Annotated in this window: 20 protein-coding genes; 8 read left to right on the top strand and 12 right to left on the bottom strand. The window is 37.5% G+C overall.

Annotated features, from left to right (window positions below; translation table 11 throughout):
* Positions 1-94 precede the first annotated feature (94 nt).
* Positions 95-1,465, top strand: a complete 1,371-nt coding sequence (locus tag IGI58_RS15965; protein ID WP_087640147.1) for an HD domain-containing protein — start codon at positions 95-97, stop codon at positions 1,463-1,465.
* A gap of 27 nt (positions 1,466-1,492) precedes the next feature.
* Positions 1,493-2,299, top strand: coding sequence for a sugar-phosphatase (yidA, locus tag IGI58_RS15960; RefSeq protein ID WP_087640148.1), 807 nt, complete (start codon positions 1,493-1,495; stop codon positions 2,297-2,299).
* A gap of 88 nt (positions 2,300-2,387) precedes the next feature.
* Here the strand turns inward: yidA and IGI58_RS15955 are convergent, their stop codons facing one another.
* Positions 2,388-2,837 carry an NUDIX hydrolase gene (locus IGI58_RS15955; RefSeq protein WP_225533914.1) on the bottom strand — a complete coding sequence of 150 codons (450 nt, stop codon included), beginning with the start codon at positions 2,835-2,837 and terminating at the stop codon, positions 2,388-2,390.
* A 164-nt stretch (positions 2,838-3,001) separates the two neighbouring features.
* Between IGI58_RS15955 and gloA the strand changes: the two genes are divergently transcribed.
* Positions 3,002-3,376, top strand: a complete 375-nt coding sequence (gene gloA, locus IGI58_RS15950; RefSeq protein ID WP_087640150.1) for a lactoylglutathione lyase — start codon at positions 3,002-3,004, stop codon at positions 3,374-3,376.
* Between the two features lie 231 nt (positions 3,377-3,607).
* Positions 3,608-4,327, top strand: a complete 720-nt coding sequence (locus IGI58_RS15945; protein ID WP_429952612.1) for a gamma-glutamyl-gamma-aminobutyrate hydrolase family protein — start codon at positions 3,608-3,610, stop codon at positions 4,325-4,327.
* Positions 4,328-4,414: 87 nt separating this feature from the next.
* Here IGI58_RS15945 and IGI58_RS15940 read toward each other — a convergent pair whose 3' ends face one another.
* Together IGI58_RS15940 and IGI58_RS15935 are read right to left on the bottom strand one after the other, a co-directional pair.
* Positions 4,415-5,239, bottom strand: a complete 825-nt coding sequence (locus tag IGI58_RS15940) for an aldo/keto reductase (protein WP_225533912.1) — start codon at positions 5,237-5,239, stop codon at positions 4,415-4,417.
* Positions 5,240-5,612: 373 nt separating this feature from the next.
* Positions 5,613-6,629: a branched-chain amino acid aminotransferase gene (locus IGI58_RS15935; protein ID WP_087640153.1), complete on the bottom strand. Its 1,017-nt coding sequence runs from the start codon at positions 6,627-6,629 to the stop codon at positions 5,613-5,615.
* 167 nt (positions 6,630-6,796) lie between these two features.
* Between IGI58_RS15935 and IGI58_RS15930 the strand changes: the two genes are divergently transcribed.
* Entirely contained in the window at positions 6,797-7,729 is a 933-nt protein-coding gene (locus tag IGI58_RS15930; protein ID WP_225534143.1) for a mechanosensitive ion channel family protein, read from the top strand.
* Between the two features lie 75 nt (positions 7,730-7,804).
* Here the strand turns inward: IGI58_RS15930 and IGI58_RS15925 are convergent, their stop codons facing one another.
* The 9 genes from IGI58_RS15925 to racE form a co-directional block, all read right to left on the bottom strand.
* The gene (locus IGI58_RS15925) at positions 7,805-8,932 is read right to left on the bottom strand and encodes an N-acetyldiaminopimelate deacetylase (RefSeq protein ID WP_429952613.1); all 1,128 of its coding nucleotides are present in this window, start codon (positions 8,930-8,932) and stop codon (positions 7,805-7,807) included.
* A 149-nt stretch (positions 8,933-9,081) separates the two neighbouring features.
* A complete protein-coding gene (locus IGI58_RS15920) occupies positions 9,082-10,287 on the bottom strand; it encodes an ABC transporter permease (RefSeq protein ID WP_429952614.1) in 1,206 nt (401 codons plus the stop codon).
* Positions 10,284-10,964 carry an ABC transporter ATP-binding protein gene (locus tag IGI58_RS15915; protein ID WP_429952615.1) on the bottom strand — a complete coding sequence of 227 codons (681 nt, stop codon included), beginning with the start codon at positions 10,962-10,964 and terminating at the stop codon, positions 10,284-10,286. The genes IGI58_RS15920 and IGI58_RS15915 overlap by 4 nt, the downstream gene beginning before the upstream one ends.
* A complete protein-coding gene (locus IGI58_RS15910; RefSeq protein ID WP_429952616.1) occupies positions 10,957-12,111 on the bottom strand; it encodes an efflux RND transporter periplasmic adaptor subunit in 1,155 nt (384 codons plus the stop codon). The genes IGI58_RS15915 and IGI58_RS15910 overlap by 8 nt, the downstream gene beginning before the upstream one ends.
* 174 nt (positions 12,112-12,285) lie before the next feature.
* Positions 12,286-12,987 (bottom strand): 2,3,4,5-tetrahydropyridine-2,6-dicarboxylate N-acetyltransferase, encoded by a 702-nt coding sequence (gene dapD, locus IGI58_RS15905; protein WP_087640157.1) that lies wholly within the window; start codon positions 12,985-12,987, stop codon positions 12,286-12,288.
* Between the two features lie 75 nt (positions 12,988-13,062).
* A complete protein-coding gene (gene cbpB / locus IGI58_RS15900) occupies positions 13,063-13,560 on the bottom strand; it encodes a cyclic-di-AMP-binding protein CbpB (protein ID WP_225533908.1) in 498 nt (165 codons plus the stop codon).
* A gap of 184 nt (positions 13,561-13,744) precedes the next feature.
* Positions 13,745-14,260, bottom strand: a complete 516-nt coding sequence (locus tag IGI58_RS15895) for a metallophosphoesterase (protein ID WP_429952617.1) — start codon at positions 14,258-14,260, stop codon at positions 13,745-13,747.
* Positions 14,261-14,270: 10 nt separating this feature from the next.
* Entirely contained in the window at positions 14,271-15,617 is a 1,347-nt protein-coding gene (rph, locus tag IGI58_RS15890; RefSeq protein ID WP_429952618.1) for a ribonuclease PH, read from the bottom strand.
* The gene (gene racE, locus IGI58_RS15885) at positions 15,610-16,434 is read right to left on the bottom strand and encodes a glutamate racemase (RefSeq protein WP_087640161.1); all 825 of its coding nucleotides are present in this window, start codon (positions 16,432-16,434) and stop codon (positions 15,610-15,612) included. Before racE ends, rph begins: the two co-directional genes overlap by 8 nt.
* Before the next feature lie 437 nt (positions 16,435-16,871).
* Between racE and IGI58_RS15880 the strand changes: the two genes are divergently transcribed.
* Genes IGI58_RS15880 through IGI58_RS15870 form a run of 3 tightly spaced genes read left to right on the top strand, consistent with a single transcriptional unit; the run spans position 16,872 to position 19,189 of the window.
* A complete protein-coding gene (locus tag IGI58_RS15880; RefSeq protein ID WP_087640162.1) occupies positions 16,872-17,600 on the top strand; it encodes an amino acid ABC transporter ATP-binding protein in 729 nt (242 codons plus the stop codon).
* A gap of 24 nt (positions 17,601-17,624) precedes the next feature.
* Positions 17,625-18,443 carry a transporter substrate-binding domain-containing protein gene (locus IGI58_RS15875; RefSeq protein WP_087640163.1) on the top strand — a complete coding sequence of 273 codons (819 nt, stop codon included), beginning with the start codon at positions 17,625-17,627 and terminating at the stop codon, positions 18,441-18,443.
* Between the two features lie 47 nt (positions 18,444-18,490).
* The gene (locus tag IGI58_RS15870) at positions 18,491-19,189 is read left to right on the top strand and encodes an amino acid ABC transporter permease (protein ID WP_087640164.1); all 699 of its coding nucleotides are present in this window, start codon (positions 18,491-18,493) and stop codon (positions 19,187-19,189) included.
* Positions 19,190-19,219: the final 30 nt, after the last annotated feature.

Below are 19,219 nucleotides of genomic sequence, written 5' to 3'. Positions count from 1 at the left end.
CATCAATCTCTAAATATCAAAGATACTAAGAATTGAAGGACTTGGTTTTCGGATCCTGATACTTTTGTCCCATCCTCACTAAAGGAGTGAACAGATGCCAACCCCATATAAACACCAAATTTTACCGATAGAAAAAGTCTTTCGTGACCCTGTTCATAATTATATCCACGTGCAACATCAGGTAATCCTTGATTTGATCAATTCTGCAGAAGTTCAACGACTACGTCGGATCAAGCAGCTCGGCACGTCCTCTTTTACTTTTCATGGTGCAGAGCATAGTCGTTTTGCTCATTCATTGGGCGTCTATGAGATCACACGCAGAATTTGTGATATTTTCCAGCGAAATTACTCTGCAGAATATTTAGGTGAAGAAGGTTGGGATGATAATGAACGATTAGTGGCACTTTGTGCTGCTTTGTTGCATGATGTCGGTCATGGTCCCTATTCTCATACGTTTGAGCACATTTTTAAAACGGATCATGAAGCAATCACCGTAGAGATCATTACCTCACCTGAAACAGAAGTTTTCCAGATATTAAATCGCGTGTCGGCTGATTTTCCGGATAAGGTAGCTAATGTTATCAAGAAAACCTATCCTAACCCGCAGGTCGTTCAAATGATTTCGAGTCAGATCGATGCTGATCGAATGGATTATCTTCTTCGGGATGCCTATTTTACTGGAACAGAATATGGTACATTTGACTTAACCAGAATTTTACGCGTGATTCGTCCATATAAAAATGGCTTGGCCTTTGCAATGAATGGTATGCATGCTGTCGAAGACTATATCGTCAGTCGTTATCAGATGTATGTGCAAGTCTACTTCCACCCTGTTTCACGTGGTATGGAAGTGATTTTAGACCATCTGCTTAATCGCGCAAAAGAGCTATATGAAGAAGCACCAGAAGATTACCAGCTTCATTCTCAGTTATTGGTTCCTTTCTTTAAAGGAAATTATTCATTGCAGGATTATTTGAAATTGGATGACGGTGTTTTGAATACTTACTTTACTCAGTGGACGTCATTGCCAGATCCTATTCTGACAGATTTAGCAAATCGATTTTTGATTCGTAGACCACTCAAATCAGCTACTTTTTCAGGCAATCGTGATTCTGTCACAATCAGGCATTTAAAGGCATTGATCGAAAAAGTTGGTTACAATCCTCAATATTATACAGCGATCAATTCGAGCTATGACCTTCCATATGATTTTTATCGGCCGGAAAAACATAGTCATCGTACCCAAATCGAGATTATGCAAAAAGATGGTACTCTGGTCGAGTTATCTAAAGTTAGTCATTTAGTTGCTGCTTTAGCTGGTCAGACCCAAATCGATGAACGCTTTTTCTTTCCAAAGGAAATGATCGACCCAAAAAGACAGCAACATTTTGATTTATTCGATGATACGTATCGTGAATTTGCAGCCTACATTCATAACGGTGCATTAGTCGAAGGAAAACAATAATTAAAAAGAGAGATACAGGAGGAAGTTATGTCAGTCAAATTAGTAGCAATAGATATCGATGGAACACTACTTGATTCAAACAGAAAGATCACACCGAAAGTGAAAGAGACACTTCAAAAGGCCAATGAAAAAGGTATTTACATTGTTCTTTGTACTGGTCGTCCATTACCTGGAGTGAAAGATCAGTTAACTGAATTGGATTTATATGGTGATAATGATTATGTTATCACTTATAATGGCTCTTTAGTTCAAGCTACCAAAACAAATAAAATCATTTCTGAATATTCTTTAAGTTATGATGACTTTTTAGAAATCGAATTGATGTCTCGCAAAGTTGGTACTCATCTGCATACGATCGATGACAAGGCAATCTATACTGCAAATCGTGATATCGGGAAATACACTGTTCACGAAGCTTATTTAGTGGACATGCCTTTAAAGTATCGTACTGTTGAGGAAATGACACCTGATTTGTCGATCATCAAAATGATGATGATCGACGAGCCGGAGATTTTGGATAAAGCAATCAGCCAGTTGCCGGAAGAATTCTCTAATAAATATACAACAGTTAAAAGCACAGATTTTTATTATGAGATTTTAAACAAAGAAGCAAGTAAAGGAAATGCACTAGCAAAATTAGCTGATCATTTAGGAATCCAACAATCAGAAGTTATGGCTATCGGAGATAACGAAAATGACTTATCTATGATCGAATATGCCGGAATCGGTGTAGCAATGGGTAATGCGACTGAGAGTGTGAAACAGGCAGCAGATATTCAAACCAGCAGTAATGATGAAGACGGTGTTGCTGAAGTTTTATTAAAATATTTGTAACAAACAAGGAGCAGGCACATAACTCTATGAGTTATGCCCTGCTCCTTTTAAAAATGAGTCATCAGTGGAACCTATCTATTTCGATCTCTTAGTGTAATAAACTCGCTTGCCATTTTTTTACTGCCCATTTATGACTGCCGCGCTTCAACAGAGAGACCCCCTCTTCTACGCTGACCCATTCAATTCCATTTGTTTTTTCTAAAGGTTCACAAATTTGTTTCCAAGCATCTGCAACGAAAAAGTACCCAGGATTATAATAATCGGTACTGCGATGTCTTGAGTGGAAATATTCGTCCGCTTGCCCCAAATAAGAGCCGATAGCTACTTCAATACCTAATTCTTCAATCATTTCACGATCTATAGCTTCTTCTTTAGTTTCTCCTTTTTCAATTTCTCCGCCTGGTAAAAAATAGGCCCCATTTGGTGCTTGGATTAAAACAATCTCACTATTGTTTTTTCTGGAAATAATAATATAAGCACCTAACCTTTTTTTATAGACCAATTTTTCCGATTTTTCACCGAACGACGGTGTTTCCATACAAACAACTCCCTTTTCGTTTAAGTCAATTTTACATGAGAATTTTCTAATGAACAAGTATTATCTAAACTTTTCAATCACAAATCGAGGAATATTTGTGCTACTATAAGATTGTCAGTAGATTTTTCTACGATAGATTTATATTTGAAAGGATGATACCTCATATGAAAATGGCCCATACTTGTGTACGTGTCAAAGATTTAGAAGCATCTCTAGAATTTTACCAAAAAGCTTTCAATTTTGAAGAAAGTCGCCGTCGTGATTTTCCAGAACATAAATTTACATTAGTCTATCTAACACTTCCTGGCGACGGATACGAACTTGAGCTAACATATAATTACGATCATGAAGCATATGATTTAGGTGATGGCTATGGTCATATCGCTATTAGTACAGACGAAATCGAGAAACTTCACGAAGAACAAAAAGAAGCTGGTTTTAATGTTACTGACATGAAAGGTTTACCTGGTACTCCGCCATCGTATTACTTTATTACTGATCCCGATGGATATAAAATCGAAGTCATTCGTGCTCGTTAATCACTAAAGAAGAGGAGATAAAAGTCACTTCGAACAATCGGTCCTTTTTTGCGAAGTTGCCGAAGAATCTGACTTTTGGCCCTCATTTATTAAGAGTTAGTATCTAAGACAAAACCGTTTTTTAGTTTTGTCTTGGGTATTTTTTTATTGATGTCTCCTAAAGCTATTTCTATTCTTTTTTTGAGAAAGAATGATAAACTATTGCTACATGATAATAAAGGATGTGTTTATATGCAACAAATAATAGGTATTGCTGCTAACCAAATTATTCAACACGTTGATGTTTTTCACGGAAATCACGTAACGTATACTCCACAAGGATTTGTAACGGCTGTTCAGCAAGCGAACGGATTACCTTTAGTATTACCGATCGGATCAAAAGAAGCAGCGAAAGCATATATTGAAAAAATCGACAAATTATTGTTAGCTGGCGGACAAGATATATCTCCAGATTTATTTGGAGAAGAACCTCACCCAAAGCTTGAAGAAACGAATCGAAACCGTGATCTTTTTGAACTTGCATTGATCGAGGAAGCACTCAAACAACAAAAACCAATCTTTGCTGTTTGCCGCGGTATGCAATTACTCAATGTCGCTTTAGGCGGAACATTGTACCAAGATCTCTCATTATATGCAGATTGGAAAGTCAAGCATGTTCAACAGCCAACACAACCACAGTTCGCGACGCATGATGTAAACATAGAAAAAGATAGCGCTCTCTATCAACTTTTCGGTGCAAAAGCTCGGGTCAATTCTTACCATCATCAAGCCATTCACACATTAGCTGATACATTAAAGGTCAGTGCTACTTCTACTGACGGACTGATAGAAGGCATTGAGTCAATCGATCCTGTAAAACGTATTTTAGGTGTTCAGTGGCATCCTGAATTACGATTTGAAGCTGAAAGAAACGAGTTCAAACTGTTCGACTATTTCGTCAATGATCTTTAGCCATTATCACAAAAATAAAAGTACGGGACAAAACTTAGCATTCGTTTTGTCCCGTACTTTTTATTTTGCTATCTTTATTTTCGCTAACTAAAAATCAAAATTGTCAGGATCTGGACCAATACGTTCATTTGTATTCAACTGATCGATTCGTTCCATTTCATCCTTACTTAATTCAAAATCAAAAACATCGAAGTTTTGTTTGATTCGATCCTCATGCACTGATTTTGGAATAACAATAATATCATTTTGTAAATGCCAGCGAATGATAACTTGTGCAGCAGTTTTATTATGTGTTTTCCCAATTTCAATCAAGACAGGATTTTCAAGGATTTTCCCTTGACCTAAAGGTGACCACGCTTCTGCAGCAATATTATGCTCAGCTAAGAAACGACGTAAAGGCTCTTGTGTTAATGTTGGGTGTATTTCAACTTGATCGACAACAGGTTTTACCGTTGCGTCTTTCAGGAGATCCTCAAGGTGATGTTCGTGGAAATTAGAAACACCGATTGCTTTTGCTCGGCCACTATGATAAATCTCTTCCATCGCCCGCCAAGAATCTTTATATTTCCCTTCAACTGGCCAGTGAATCAAATATAAGTCAACATAGTCTAACCCTAGTTTCTCTAAGCTCTTATCAAAGGCTTTAAGAGCTGACTCATATCCTTGGTCCGCATTCCATAATTTAGTTGTAACAAAAATCTCTTCTCTAGGAACTCCAGACTGACGAATCCCTTCTCCTACGCCTTCTTCGTTTTTATAAGCTGCAGCAGTGTCGATCAAACGATATCCTGTTTCAAGCGCCCATTTTACAGAATTTACTGCTTCTTTCCCATCTTCTACCTTCCAAACGCCTAAACCTAAGCGAGGAATGATAGAACCATTAGCCAATTCTTTTGTTGTTTCAAAAGACATACATCGGTCATTCCTTTCCATATAAAATTTTTTCTTACTTTATTATACTCCTAAAGTATCCAGATGAAAAACAACTCATTTTATAAAAAGTTATGTTTTCCTAAATCGATACCTTTTATAAAAGAGTGAACAAGTTAAAAAAGAGCTTCAAATCAGCTTATACATAGACTCTCCATTATTGATCACACCTTGATCATTCTATTTTGGGAACTGCAAGTTTCTCAATCTGATGAATACTTATTAATCGCAAAGTAGCATCCATGACAACCTGCCTTTTTTTTATTTTCTGTATCTAAGCTAAGTCTTTTAAAGAAACAAAAAATCTCGAAAGTTACTTTTAACAAGTGAGCTCTCAAGATTTTATTGTAAAGTTCTATACGCTGATATTTCTGATCCAGCCTGATGGTCCTGGAATATCACCAAATTGAATGCCTGTAAGCTCATCATATAATCTTTGAGTGACTGGACCAACTTCATTTTCACTGTAAAACACATGAAAATCATCTCCAACTTGGATCCCGCCGATCGGTGAAATGACAGCAGCAGTTCCGCAAGCTCCGGCTTCTTTATATTGATCCAGCGAATCAAGATAAACATCTTCTTCTACCGCTTCTAAGCCCAAATTGTGCTCGGCAAGATGCAAAAGTGAATACTTTGTGATACTCGGTAAAATAGATGGAGACAATGGTGTAACGAAACGATCGTCTTTTGTGATTCCAAAGAAATTAGCTGAACCTACCTCTTCGATCTTTGTATGTGTCGCCGGATCAAGGTAGATACAATCTGAAAAACTTCGCTCTTTTGCTTCTTCACCTGGAAGTAAGCTTGCAGCATAATTTCCTCCAACTTTGATCGCTCCTGTGCCATGAGGTGCCGCACGATCATATTCTGAAACCACAAAATTAGTCGGTACTAAGCCGCCTTTAAAGTAAGCACCAACTGGCATACAAAACACAGTAAACAAATATTCAGGGGCTGGATGAACTCCGATCCCTTGCCCTACTCCGATCAATAGCGGACGGATATAGAGGGTTCCACCACTTCCATAAGGTGGAACGAAAGCTTCATTTGCCTTTACTACCTCTTCAACTGCTTGAATAAATTTTTCTTCTGGAACTTCAGCCATCAATAGTCTTTTGGCACTGCGGTTCATACGCTTTGAGTTCTCATCTACTCTAAATAAATTGATAGAACCATCTTTGCACCGATAAGCTTTAAGCCCTTCAAAACATTGCTGTCCATAATGGAGGGCTGCAGAGCCTTCATGTAAATGAAGAACATTATCTTCAGTCAGTTTCCCTTCATCCCACTGACCATCTTTCCACATCGATATATAACGAAAAGGTGTTTTTATATAGTCGAAGCCTAAATTATCCCAATCTAATGTCATGCAATCACTCCTTATTTTCAGAATATTGTAACATATTCCCAATCACTTTGTTAACCTTTTTACAGAAATAATGACATCTTTTTTCAATTTCAAGTATAATATGAAGAGTACAAATGGGAGAGGAATGCTTTCTCCCTTCAAAAAAGTCAAAGAAAGTTGGGTTATTATTGCTTATTTTGGGACAATCTATTTCCAGCAGTACATTAGACAGCACGGCAGATTCTACGCTTGATATAAAAGTAGCCACTGAACGAAAAGTCAATGCTCTACAGCGTTTTTGGAACGATATCAATTGGGATCACATTTTAGCTGTTGTGATTGAAAAAACGATCTATTTAGTTTTATTGATTTTACTTTTTATCGTTTTAAATCGTATTGGAAAACTATTGATCGATCGAGCATATAACAACTATAGCAAAAAGCAATCTTTTAGCGAAAGTCGTCTAAAAACTTTGCATACATTGATCATCAATGCGTTTCAGTATACATTATTTTTCTTCTTTATTTATTCTTTATTGACAACTGTCGGTGTTCCTGTAGGGTCCTTACTTGCTGGTGCTGGGATCGCAGGTGTAGCAATTGGTTTAGGCGCGCAAGGATTTATGAATGATATCATTACCGGCTTTTTCATTATTTTAGAACAACAAATGGATGTTGGTGATTATGTTCGTCTGACTGCCTTAGGCATTGAAGGAACTGTGACTTCTGTCGGTCTTAGAACGATTCAAATGAAGGCCCTTGACGGAACTGTCCATTTTATCCCCAATCGTAATATTACAACTATCAGTAACCTTTCACGCTCTAATATGCAGGTGTTGATCGATGTGCGGATTATTCCTGATGAAGGATATGACCAGATCGTTGCAGTCATCGAACAGGTAAATCAGGAGCTTAAAGAAAAATATTCCGAAAGTATCCAGTCTGGACCAACGGTTTTCGGAATGGTTGATTTAGGCAACGGAAACTTTGCTATTCGGACGACGATGTATGTGTTAAATGGAAAACAAGCAGTGATCCGAGAAGAATTTTTGGCACAGTACGTCAAAAAATTGTCAGAAGCGAATTTCTCCATACCAAATACACCGATTACTTTAAAATAGATGTTTTCGTTTTGCCGTTTATTCGTTTTAAAGTGACTAGTCCGTAACTCGTAGAGTTATGTCCTAGTCACTTTTTTATTTATCTAATGATTTTAAAAATGCAGAAATATGCTTGACTGCGAAAGGAATCGCTTCTTCTTTCGGATCGAATTTAGCTGAATGCAATCCATAAGCACTGTCTACACCTAACCAAAACATTGTTCCCGGAACCTTCGATAATAAATACCCAAAGTCTTCACCTGTCATCGCTACTCCCGCTTCATAAAACGAAACCTCTTCTTCTTGTTCCATAAAACGCATAAAACGCTCTGTTGTCACTTGATCATTGATAACAGGAACATACCCTTTTTGATCTAGAAAAACATCTACCTCGCAATTAAATGATTTTGCAATTCCCTCTCCAATTTCCCGGATTCTTTTTTGAGTCAATTGATTCATCTCATCTGTAAGTGTTCGAATCGTTCCAGAAATCGTTGCTTTTCCAGCGATCACGTTTGTAGCACTTCCTGCATTGAACGTCCCAAAAGTCACAACTGCTCCTTCTACCGGATTAACATTGCGGCTGACAATCGTCTGAGCTTGCTGCACAAAACTCATACCAGCAATGATCATATCATTGGAATCTTGAGGAAACGCTGCATGTCCGCCTTTGCCAACCAATGTAACTTGTACCTCACACGTTGCAGCAAACAACGTTCCCACTTTGGTTGTGATCGTTCCTACCGGCAGATCAGGATTGACATGCAATCCATAAAATTCATCAGGCAACCATTCTCCAAAGGCACCTCCGTCATACATCAGCATTCCTCCTGCTTCATTTTCTTCAGCAGGTTGGAAAAGGAATAAATAATTATTTTCAGGTTGCTCTTTTGCTAACTGTTCCAATAGACCTAAAGCAATCGTCATATGAAAATCATGCCCGCAGGCATGCATGAATCCCTCTCGCACCGATTCAAAATCAGAAGTAACCTCTTCAGTAATGGGTAAACCATCGATATCTGTCCGCCAACCGATTGTTTTTTTAGGGCTTTTCCCATGGATAAAAACTAAAATACCTGTCTGCCAAACCTTTACTTCTATATAGTCCTTCTCAATTTGACGGATCAACGTCAATAGTTTTTTTTGTGTTTCAATTTCTTCCAAGCCAATCTCAGGTATTTGATGCAATTGTCTACGAATCTCTATCAATCGATCATTAATCACTATTTATCTGCCTCTTTTCTATTTCATAAGACTTATTGTTCAACAAAAAAAAGAATCTGTCAATCGTTCAATTACTCTAACATTGATTGTTGAGAAAATGAAAAAGTAAGACCAAACAAAATCTCTGTTTCGTCTTACTTCGCTAGCAACTATTTCATAATATCGATTAGATCCTTTTTAGAAGCTGCTGATGCAGGCATATAACTAAATGCGATCCCAATCAAAGCTGAAATTCCTACTGCTAAGGAGATTGTAAACAAATCTGGGCGAACCGCAAACGGTAAAAATAGAGAGGTCAAAAGCCCTAAAACCATACCAAGAAGATAGCCGATCAAACCGCCAAGTAAAGTCAACGTCAGGCCTTCTGCCAAAAATTGTTTGCGAATATCTTTTTCTGTTGCTCCTAACGCACGACGAATACCGATTTCTTTTGTTCGTTCAGAAACAGAAATGTACATCATGTTCATCACACCCACGCCTGCAATAAACAATGAAATTCCAGCAACTGCAGAGATAAACAACGTTAAGTTATCTAAAATCTTACCCATTTCAGCAATATCTGATTTAGGGTTATACTGTTCATATTCTCCAACATTACGCAAACTACCATTAAAATTCAACTGCTTCAATACTTCTGCAGTGATTCGTTCCTTATCTCGTACATTTTCTACTTCTAAATTTAAAATTGATTGACTTTCCTTTTTCTTAAAGTAACGATCATAACTGTTTATCGGAAAATAAGCCAAAGGTGCTTGATTTTCCATCGATAACGTGCCATTTTTATTAGCATTAATACCGACGATCGTAAATAATTCACTGCCAACTTCAAACCCTTTACCCAATGCTTGCTCAGGGTCACCATATAATTTTTGTGCTAAGATCTCATCGATCACAACGACTTTGTTTAACGTTTCGCTGTCTTTAGGTTCAAGTTGACGGCCTTTTAATAATTGAAGAGTTGTTTGTTCTACACGTTCAACTGTTTTTGTCAGCTTCTTTTCTCTGATATGAATTTCCACTTGACGTTCAGTCATTTTTTTCTTTGGCTCGTAAAAATCTACTTTCTTAACGCCTTTTACATTTTTTATTAAATCTAAATCACTTTTTTTAAAAACTTCATTTTCAGTAAATGCATTAGCAACATCATAATAATTAAACGTTAAATTGTTGACGTTTTCGTTAGTGTTAGTCATTGACATTTTATCGATCATATCTCGTTTAAACCCATTACCGATCGACACGATCGTAATTACTGATGCAATACCGATGATTATGCCGAACATCGTCAGAAAGCTACGTTTTTTATTTTTTAAAATAGACTTTAGTGCTGTCTTCCAGAGAACATGACTTTTCATTTAATCAGCTCCTCTTCCAAGATCATGCCGTCTTTTACGCGGATCAAGCGATTGCAGTAAAAAACCATTTCTGGATTATGCGTAACTAAAATGATCGTTGCGCCTTCTTTACGATTTAATTCCTGAAATAACTGCATAATGTCTTCTGAGGTCTTTGAATCTAATGCGCCTGTTGGTTCATCTGCAATAATAAATTTAGGGGAATTGACGATTGCTCTAGCAATCGCCACACGTTGCTGCTGACCACCGGAAAGCTGTTTCGGATATTTATTGCCCTTATCCGGCAAGCCTACTTTTTCAAGAACTTCCTGAACTCTCTCTTTGGTATTCTCATAAGCTGATCCATTATAAAGCAGTGGTAATTCAATATTTTCAAAAACCGTATTATTTTCGATCAAGCTGAAATTCTGGAAAACAAAACCGACAGAACGATTTCGAATCGCAGAAAGATCTTTATCTGAAAAATCAGTGATTTCTTTTCCTTCAAAAAGATATTTCCCTTCAAATTTCTTATCAATAAAACCGATCAAATTGATCAAGGTTGATTTACCGGAACCAGACGGTCCCATGACTGCCACAAATTCCTTTTCATTGATTTCAAAGTTGATATCTTTCAGCACATGAAGTTGTTCTTCTTCCAGTGAGTAATACTTGTTTATATGTTCCAGTTTAATCATTTTCGGCCACCTGCACTTCTGCATCGTTTTTTAATGATTCATCAGGATTATCAATGATCGTCATTCCTTTTGAAACACCGGATTCTACAACTTTAGCATTATTGCTGTCAGAAAGTTTCACCTCAGTTTTTTTAGCTCGGCCATTTTTGTAGATATAAACGAAGGTTTGCTTGCCTTCGGTCACGATTGCACTTTGAGGTAAAATCAATTGAGGCTGCTGCAAAGAAACTTGGGCTGAAGAACCATAAGGCCAAGGAAAATCACCTTCTACAGTAAACTCATAGGTCGGGATCTCGCTTTCTCCGCCAGCACTTGTTTTAGGTAACTGGTTGATTGTTCCGACTTTCCCTGAAACTTCTTGGTTTGAACCGATAGAAGTGACGCTAACTTCTTGACCTGTTTTTAATTTTGAAAGATCATACTCTGTTACAGTTCCTTTAATTTGTTTTGATTTGCTCAAAACTCTTACCAAAGGAATATCTAATGACTTTTTCCCAGCTTCATTCACGATCGCAATTCCATCTTGGGTAGCTTGGACCGTCGTCACGATTTTTCCTTGCTCTGTTTCCAGTGCTGCTGATTCGTCATTCACATCAGTATTTGCTAATTCTAATGCCTGCTGAGCTTGAATCACTTCACTATTAGTAGCAGTCAATTCAGTTTGTTGCTGCTCTACCTTGCTTTTTAGTGTTTCTTTTATTTCTGGATCGGTTTCACGATCCACATCTGCTTTACTTTGGTTTAAAGCTGCTTGTGCCTCATTGTATTTCGTTTGTGCATTCGTTAAGTTTTGGGCAGCTTGTTGTGCTGTCAAACTACTTTTGTTTACTGTTCGCTGTTGTTGATCTGCCCGAGTCTGAGCATCACTATTTTGATAGTTCAGCACTACTTCTCCAGCTTTGACTTCTTGTTCATTTTTGACTGAGATCGATGCGATCGTTCCTAAAGTTTGATCATAAAAAATATCTTCGCTTTGAGTAGCGTTGATTTCTCCTTTTAGTACAAGAGGATCTAGCGGCTCCAACTTAAATGCACTATAACTCGGTTCACTATTTTTATTTGAAGAAGATAGGAAAAAATATCCTCCGATCCCTAAACTAAGAATAACGCCGCCGATAACCCATTTTACTTTTTTGTTCTTCATCATCATAATTCCTCCTACAATCTATCTAATAATGATTATAGATGTTTAATGACAATTCAAAAAGCGAATAAACGAACAGTTTTCTTACATATTTGAAAGCTTAAAAAAATAGATGAGACAGCCTAAGCGTCCCACCTATTCTTTATTTCATATCTCGTTATCATTTAATGTGGAAGATCAAAGTTTTCTCAATTCATCAAGCATCGTTGTTTTACTCTTGGTTTTAGCATCGATATCTTTGATTTTTCTAGCAGGAACTCCCGCAACAACTGTGTAGGGCGCAACATCATCGACCACAATTGCACCAGCGGCAACCACTGCTCCTTCACCTACTCTAACGCCTTCCAAAACAACGGCATTTGCTCCGATCAAGACATTGTCCTCAATTACGACAGGTTGAGCACTTGGCGGTTCAACAACACCAGCCAGTACTGTTCCAGCGCCAATATGACAATTCTTACCTACGGTTGCTCTTCCACCTAAAATTGCACCCATATCGATCATTGAGGATTCACCGATCACCGCCCCAATATTAATAATAGCACCCATCATAATGACCGCTTGATCCCCGATCTCCACTTGATCACGAATAATCGCTCCCGGTTCAATACGTGCGTTGATTTCTTTAATATCAAGCATCGGGATCGCTGAATTTCGAGCATCATTTTCAACAACGTAATCCTCGATTGCTGCTTCATTTTCACTTAGAAAAGCCTTAATATCTTCCCATTCTCCAAATAACGTTCCTGTTTTGCAATTCGTAAAAGCTTGGATCGTTTCTGGAAACGTAACTTCTTTTAGCTTTCCTTTCAATGTCACCTTGACAGGCGTTTTCTTTTTGGCATTGCCAATATAATTGATAATTTCATATGCGTCCATTAAATAACTCCCTTCAAACTTTACAGTAAAATAATCATTTTACAGATTTTTAGCTTAACAGAAAAACGAAAAAAATCAAACAACTTTTATTTCTCGATGATCCTCTTCTGATTTTGGTAAAATGATATTTTTTCGCTCTAATTCGTGAGCCATATGATTGATTGCTTTAAGTAGCTCTTTGCGCGTAATGATTCCTTTGAATCGTTGATTATCATCAACAACAGGTAAAAATGCTGCATCTACTAACAAATGCAGGATATCCTCCAGCTCCCAATTTTCACCGATCACAGGAACATTGACCTCCATCACATCTGCAACTGTAAATTCTTTCAATTTATCAAAATCAACCGAGCTGATATCAAACATTTTATCTACAACATCTGATAAACTGATCAATCCGACAAATCGGTCCCCTTTATCCAAAACAGGAATTTTTGAATACTTTACTTGTGATAAAACCAATAATGCATGACTAAGCGGATTCAAACACATTACGTTTGCAACGTTTTCCGCAGGTATTAAAAATGTATCTTCTTTTTCTAATAATAATTCTTTTACAGCAGATCCAATCATTGGAGTGCCTCCATTTCATTTTCTTTGCCACAAACTCTATTTTACCGAAAACGGATGCAAATGTCTTGAAATTCAAACTTTTTTCATAACTCTTAAAAAAAATTAAGCTTTGAACACAATTTCTTCACTTTTAAAAAAGCAAGGTGAAAACAAATCGATTGTTCAACACCTTACTGTTAGATGATCAATATTTGCTAAAATTAAACGATAGCTCTTTAAATGGCTGATGATCCCGTCCAAAATATTGAACATGGTATTTATCTTCTGTACTTTCAATGATCGCATATGATTGTAATTGGATCGGTCCTCTGGGCAGCCGAATACTTCCGGGATTCAGGTATAAAATATTGGCCCGCACTTCACAGCCGATTTCATGTGTATGACCAAATAGTGCGATATTGGCAGAAGCCTGTGATGCTTGCAAAGAAAGCGTCGTTAAATCATAACGAACGTTTGCCAGATGCCCATGTGTCATAAAAATCGTGTCCATTTCAGTTTTTTCAACAATTTTCTCAGGAAATGCCGGATCATAGTCGCAATTCCCCTTCACAACTTTAAAATCCTGCCATAAGGAATCGGTTGGTTCAAGTTCTGAATCACCGCAATGGAACATTCGATCGACTTTGCCGCGATAGGTTTCAACCAAATCCACTAAAACATCACGGTCTCCATGATTGTCACTCACTACTAAATATTTCATTGATTTCCTCCTACTTTTTCAACCAATCTTCCCATTGATCTTTTAATTTTGCGACTGCTTTAGCTCTATGGCTGATCTCATTTTTGCGTTCATCAGACAATTCTGCGGCAGTTTTTTGTTCTTCGGCTATGAAAAATAATGGATCATACCCAAAGCCGTGCTCACCTCTTGGAATCGTACCAACAATACCTGCCCAATCACCTTCAACCACTAAACTTTCCTTATGTGGCGCTGCAAAAACAAGGGTACAATGAAATGTTGCCGTTCTTTTTTCTGGCGGTATCCCTGTCATTTCATGAAGTAATTTTGCATTGTTCGCAGCGTTGTTCGTTGGTTCACCTGCAAATCTTGCAGAAAAAATCCCTGGTCGTCCGCCTAATGCATCAACGATCAAACCAGAATCATCAGCCAAGACCGGCTGTTGTAAAAGTTCAGCAATCGTTTCCGCCTTTAAACGTGCGTTTTCTTCAAATGTCTTTCCAGTCTCTTCCACATCAGGAAGCTCTGGATAATCTAATAACGTTTTTACCTGATAGCCTTTTTCTGCAAAAATTTTCGTAAATTCCTTTGCTTTTCCAGGGTTTCTAGTTGCAATAACGATCGTATTTTCCTCTACAGAATGGTTCTGTAGATCGGGTGCTAAAAGTGCTTCTTTTTGATACGCAATCAGCTCTTCGATTCCCGTTTTTCCATAAAAAAGCAATGCATTCAGCTCATCTCCCGAAAAAGTGGATTCCTCTCCCGTCCCTTGGAGCTCCACGAAATTTCCTGATTCTGTCATCACTAGATTCATATCAACAGCAGTTGCAGAGTCTTCTTCATAATCTAGATCCAAGACACAATAACCATCCTCTAAAATTCCCGCGCTGACAGCTGCCAAGTATTCTTTGATCGGATCTTCTTTTAATTCTCCATTTTTCATCAGTTTGTCTACTGCTAACTTCATTGCTACAAATGCTCCTGTAATACTTGCCGTACGTGTCCCTCCATCTGCTTGTATTACATCACAGTCAACGATGATACTTCGTTCTCCAAGTTTAGCCAGATCGACCACCGCACGTAAAGAGCGGCCAATCAGTCTTTGGATTTCCATTGTTCTGCCCGTCAATTTTCCTTTGGCGCTTTCACGAATATTTCGGGTGTCGGTTGCACGCGGCAGCATACTATACTCCGCTGTGACCCAACCCGTTCCCTGATTTCTTAAAAATGGTGGAACCTTTTCTTCCACCGTTGCTGAGCAGATGACTTTTGTATCACCAAATGAAATGACTACGGAACCTTCCGGATGTTTATAGACATTCGTCTCAATGATGATCTTTCTCAATTCTTTTGCTTGTCTACCATCATGTCTATTCATTCTTTAACTTTCCCCCTAATCGAATCTGTTTTACAGTAAGACCTTCTAAACCTAACCATTCATCCGCAATTTCTTTGAACATTTTAGCGGAACCTGTCGTATAAAATTCATGAGGTGCCTTTTCTGATGATGGTGTATTAGCAAGGTCAAAATAATCTAAAAGCATACTAACTTCTCCCACTGTCTCAGCACCTGAGTCAATCAGCTTTACTTGATTGCCCATCACATTTTGGATCAACGGACGCAACAACGGGTAATGCGTACATCCCAAAATCAATGTATCCAGCTTTTTAAGCAACAATGGATGCAATGTTTCTGATACTACCTTCTTAGCAACCGAAGAATGTGTTTCATTACTTTCAACGATCGGAACAAACTTAGGACAAGCTAAACTACTAACAAATGTTTTTGGCGCTTTTCCTTTCAATGCGTATTCATACGCACCACTTTTGATCGTACCAGCTGTTCCGATCACTCCAACTCGATTATTTTTTGTTGCTTTCAATGCCGCTCTAGTACCTGGAAGAATCACGCCAACTACAGGAATATCTAATTGTGCCTTGATAGACTCCAATGCTACAGCAGTTGCAGTATTACAAGCTATCACTAGCATTTTTATGTTTTTATCTAATAGAAAATCAGTCATTTCCCAGGAAAACTGGATAACTTGTTCGGCTGGTCTAGGGCCATAAGGGCAACGTGCTGTATCACCTAAATAAATCAACTGCTCATTGGGAAGTTGCTTTAACGCTTCCTTAACAACCGTAAGTCCTCCGACTCCGGAATCCATAAAACCTATCGCTCCACGATTATTCAAATTGATCAAACCTTTACAGTATATTTCAACATTTTTATTTTCTACTTTTTAATGTTTTATTTCAAGTTTAATTATCAAAGCTCCTCTATTATACCATTCTTCTTGATGTTTTTTTATTGTTTGTTATCCATTAACAAAAAAAACTAGCAATCTCTTTTTTCATATGTTATAATTTCTAACATTAACAAACGAATAGAATTATGATTATTAGATTAGATTAAAAAGATAAATGTGCTTAGAAAAAGAATATTCTTTCGGAGTAAAAAAACGATACCTCTATCAACTAAAGACGATAAAACGTTTTTTTACAAAATTCTATTTTGTATCATTTCATTGAAGGTAATACTTTTTCTTTTTTCTTGCACTATTCTTTTGTCCTATTCACTCATAATCTTTTGATATTCATGTGATAAATCTATACATAAAGGAGATTTGCTATGATTTCGTTGGAGCATGTAAATAAGTTTTTTGGAGAACATCACGTTTTGAAAGATGTTTCTTTAAATGTCAACGAAGGGGAAAAAATTGTTATAATCGGACCTTCTGGTTCGGGAAAAAGCACTTTGATTCGCTGTATCAACCGTTTGGAAAAAGTTAGTGATGGACATATTTTCGTTGATGGGATCGATATAACGGAACCAAAAGCCCCTGTGCAGGAAGTTCGCCAAAAAGTAGCGATGGTCTTTCAGAACTTCAATCTTTACGCTCATAAGACAATTATTCAAAACTTGACCCTAGCCCCTATCAAAGTAAAAGGTGTCAGCAAAGAAGAAGCAACCAAAACTGGTATGGAATATTTAGAAAGAGTCGGACTTGCAGACAAAGCAAATGCTTACCCTTCGCAACTTTCAGGCGGACAGCAACAACGGGTCGCCATTGCTCGGGCATTGAATATGCATCCGGAGATCATTCTTTTTGACGAACCAACATCAGCGCTTGATCCTGAAATGATTCAAGAAGTATTAGATGTAATGATCGATTTGTCTAAACAAAATATTACAATGATCTGCGTTACTCATGAAATGGGATTTGCCCGTCAAGTAGCCGATAAAGTGATTTTTATGGATGACGGTCAAATTATTGAGACTGGGACTCCTGAACATTTCTTTACAAATACACAAAACGAACGTGCAAAAGAATTTTTAAGCAAAATCATTCATAATTAATGATAAAAATAGGAGGAATTGAATATGAAAAAGATGAAAAAAATTGTAGGTGCTCTTTCCCTTACTTTATTGCTTGGTTTAGTTGTAGGCTGCAGCAGTGGAGATGATACAAAGTCAGCTGATTCATCAGGTAAAACGACAGATCTTCAGAAAATAAAAGATGCAGGTGTTATCAAAGTCGGTGTAAAAGAAGATGTACCTAATTTCGGTTATATGAATCCTGATACGAATAAAAACGAAGGAATGGAACCAGATATTGCCCGTTTGCTTGCAAAAGAGTTGACTGGCAGCGAAGATAATGTTGAATTTGTCGGTGTAACAGCTAAAACTCGTGGTCCTCTTTTGGATAACGGTGAGTTAGATATGGTCATCGCAACCTTTACGATTACCGATGAGCGAAAAGAAACTTATAACTTCACTACCCCTTACTATAAAGATGAAGTAGGCTTCCTTGTAAGAAAAGCAGATAAATTTACAGATACTAAAAGTCTTGATGGAAAAACGATCGGCGTTGTTCAATCTTCGACAACAAAAGATGCGATCGAGAAGCAAGCAAAAGAATTAGGTGTCACATTTAAATATCAAGAGCTAGGTTCTTATCCAGAATTAAAAACTGCATTAACGTCAAAACGTATCGACGCTTTTTCTGTCGACAAATCTATTTTGACCGGCTATGTGGATGATAATACTGAAATTCTCAAGGATGGATTCTCACCACAAGAATATGGGATTGCGACTAAAAAGTCGAATACTGAGTTAAATGACTTCTTGAATGAATCGATCGAAAAATGGGAAAAAGACGGAACATTAGATAAAATCTACAAAACATGGAATCTAAACTAAATCCCAGTCGATTTTATTTAGTTTTTCTGGACTTGGGAGGGAATTAGATGTTGATTATATTAAATGCCAGCCCTTTTGCTCTTTTCCGTTGGGAAGCTTTGCTTAAGGACTGGAAACTGTTTGGCGACGCCTTTCTTTATACAATTCTTCTGGCCGTCGGCTCTCTGATCGTTGCAATGATTCTCGGCATTATTTTTGGCAGTTTATCTTCAATGCATAATAAACTACCAAAAATAATCAGTAGAATTTATGTTGAGTTTTTTCAGAATACACCATTATTGATTCAATTTATCGTTGTTTATTATGGATTTCCTTTGATCAGCCCTGCTTTGACCTTTCCGACAACATTTATTGCCATTCTATGTGTTGGTTTATATCATGGCGCTTATATCTCTGAAGTTGTTCGCTCAGGGATCGGTGCAGTTCCGAAAGGACAATTTGAAGCAGCTTATTCCCAGGGATTTTCCTATGGCGAAACGATGCGTTACGTTGTTTTACCACAAGCTTGGCGGATCATGCTGCCGCCATTAACAAATCAAGTGGTAAACTTGATCAAAAATACATCGACGGTCGCTATCATTTCGGGAGCAGATGTCATGTTCACGGCAAATAGTTGGTCTTCTATCAACTTGAATTATATTCCAGCTTTTGCTTTAGCAGGGTTTTTATATTTCATTCTGTGCTTCCCGTTAGCTAAACTAGCACGAAGATTAGAAGAAAATAATAAGAAAGCTTATACCAGATAGGAGAGTGCATAAATGTCTTTTTCAGAACAA

This window comes from Enterococcus sp. AZ020 (assembly GCF_050499205.1).
GTDB classification, from domain to species: domain Bacteria; phylum Bacillota; class Bacilli; order Lactobacillales; family Enterococcaceae; genus Enterococcus_L; species Enterococcus_L dunnyi.
The sequence above is the reverse complement of the archived record's forward strand: the minus strand, read 5'-3'. Positions and strand labels throughout refer to the sequence as shown.

What these genes read in the sequence shown, in the direction of transcription:
- dapD (WP_087640157.1), bottom strand. Translation starts at nt 12,987, where the DNA reads ATGGACGCATATGAAATTATCAATTATATTGGCAATGCCAAAAAGAAA.
- IGI58_RS15880 (WP_087640162.1), top strand. Translation starts at nt 16,872, where the DNA reads ATGATTTCGTTGGAGCATGTAAATAAGTTTTTTGGAGAACATCACGTT.
- IGI58_RS15920 (WP_429952614.1), bottom strand. Translation starts at nt 10,287, where the DNA reads ATGAAAAGTCATGTTCTCTGGAAGACAGCACTAAAGTCTATTTTAAAA.
- IGI58_RS15945 (WP_429952612.1), top strand. Translation starts at nt 3,608, where the DNA reads ATGCAACAAATAATAGGTATTGCTGCTAACCAAATTATTCAACACGTT.
- IGI58_RS15955 (WP_225533914.1), bottom strand. Translation starts at nt 2,837, where the DNA reads ATGGAAACACCGTCGTTCGGTGAAAAATCGGAAAAATTGGTCTATAAA.
- IGI58_RS15965 (WP_087640147.1), top strand. Translation starts at nt 95, where the DNA reads ATGCCAACCCCATATAAACACCAAATTTTACCGATAGAAAAAGTCTTT.
- IGI58_RS15940 (WP_225533912.1), bottom strand. Translation starts at nt 5,239, where the DNA reads ATGTCTTTTGAAACAACAAAAGAATTGGCTAATGGTTCTATCATTCCT.
- IGI58_RS15935 (WP_087640153.1), bottom strand. Translation starts at nt 6,629, where the DNA reads ATGACATTAGATTGGGATAATTTAGGCTTCGACTATATAAAAACACCT.
- gloA (WP_087640150.1), top strand. Translation starts at nt 3,002, where the DNA reads ATGAAAATGGCCCATACTTGTGTACGTGTCAAAGATTTAGAAGCATCT.
- cbpB (WP_225533908.1), bottom strand. Translation starts at nt 13,560, where the DNA reads ATGATTGGATCTGCTGTAAAAGAATTATTATTAGAAAAAGAAGATACA.
- IGI58_RS15895 (WP_429952617.1), bottom strand. Translation starts at nt 14,260, where the DNA reads ATGAAATATTTAGTAGTGAGTGACAATCATGGAGACCGTGATGTTTTA.
- IGI58_RS15875 (WP_087640163.1), top strand. Translation starts at nt 17,625, where the DNA reads ATGAAAAAGATGAAAAAAATTGTAGGTGCTCTTTCCCTTACTTTATTG.
- IGI58_RS15870 (WP_087640164.1), top strand. Translation starts at nt 18,491, where the DNA reads ATGTTGATTATATTAAATGCCAGCCCTTTTGCTCTTTTCCGTTGGGAA.
- rph (WP_429952618.1), bottom strand. Translation starts at nt 15,617, where the DNA reads ATGAATAGACATGATGGTAGACAAGCAAAAGAATTGAGAAAGATCATC.
- yidA (WP_087640148.1), top strand. Translation starts at nt 1,493, where the DNA reads ATGTCAGTCAAATTAGTAGCAATAGATATCGATGGAACACTACTTGAT.
- IGI58_RS15915 (WP_429952615.1), bottom strand. Translation starts at nt 10,964, where the DNA reads ATGATTAAACTGGAACATATAAACAAGTATTACTCACTGGAAGAAGAA.
- IGI58_RS15910 (WP_429952616.1), bottom strand. Translation starts at nt 12,111, where the DNA reads ATGATGAAGAACAAAAAAGTAAAATGGGTTATCGGCGGCGTTATTCTT.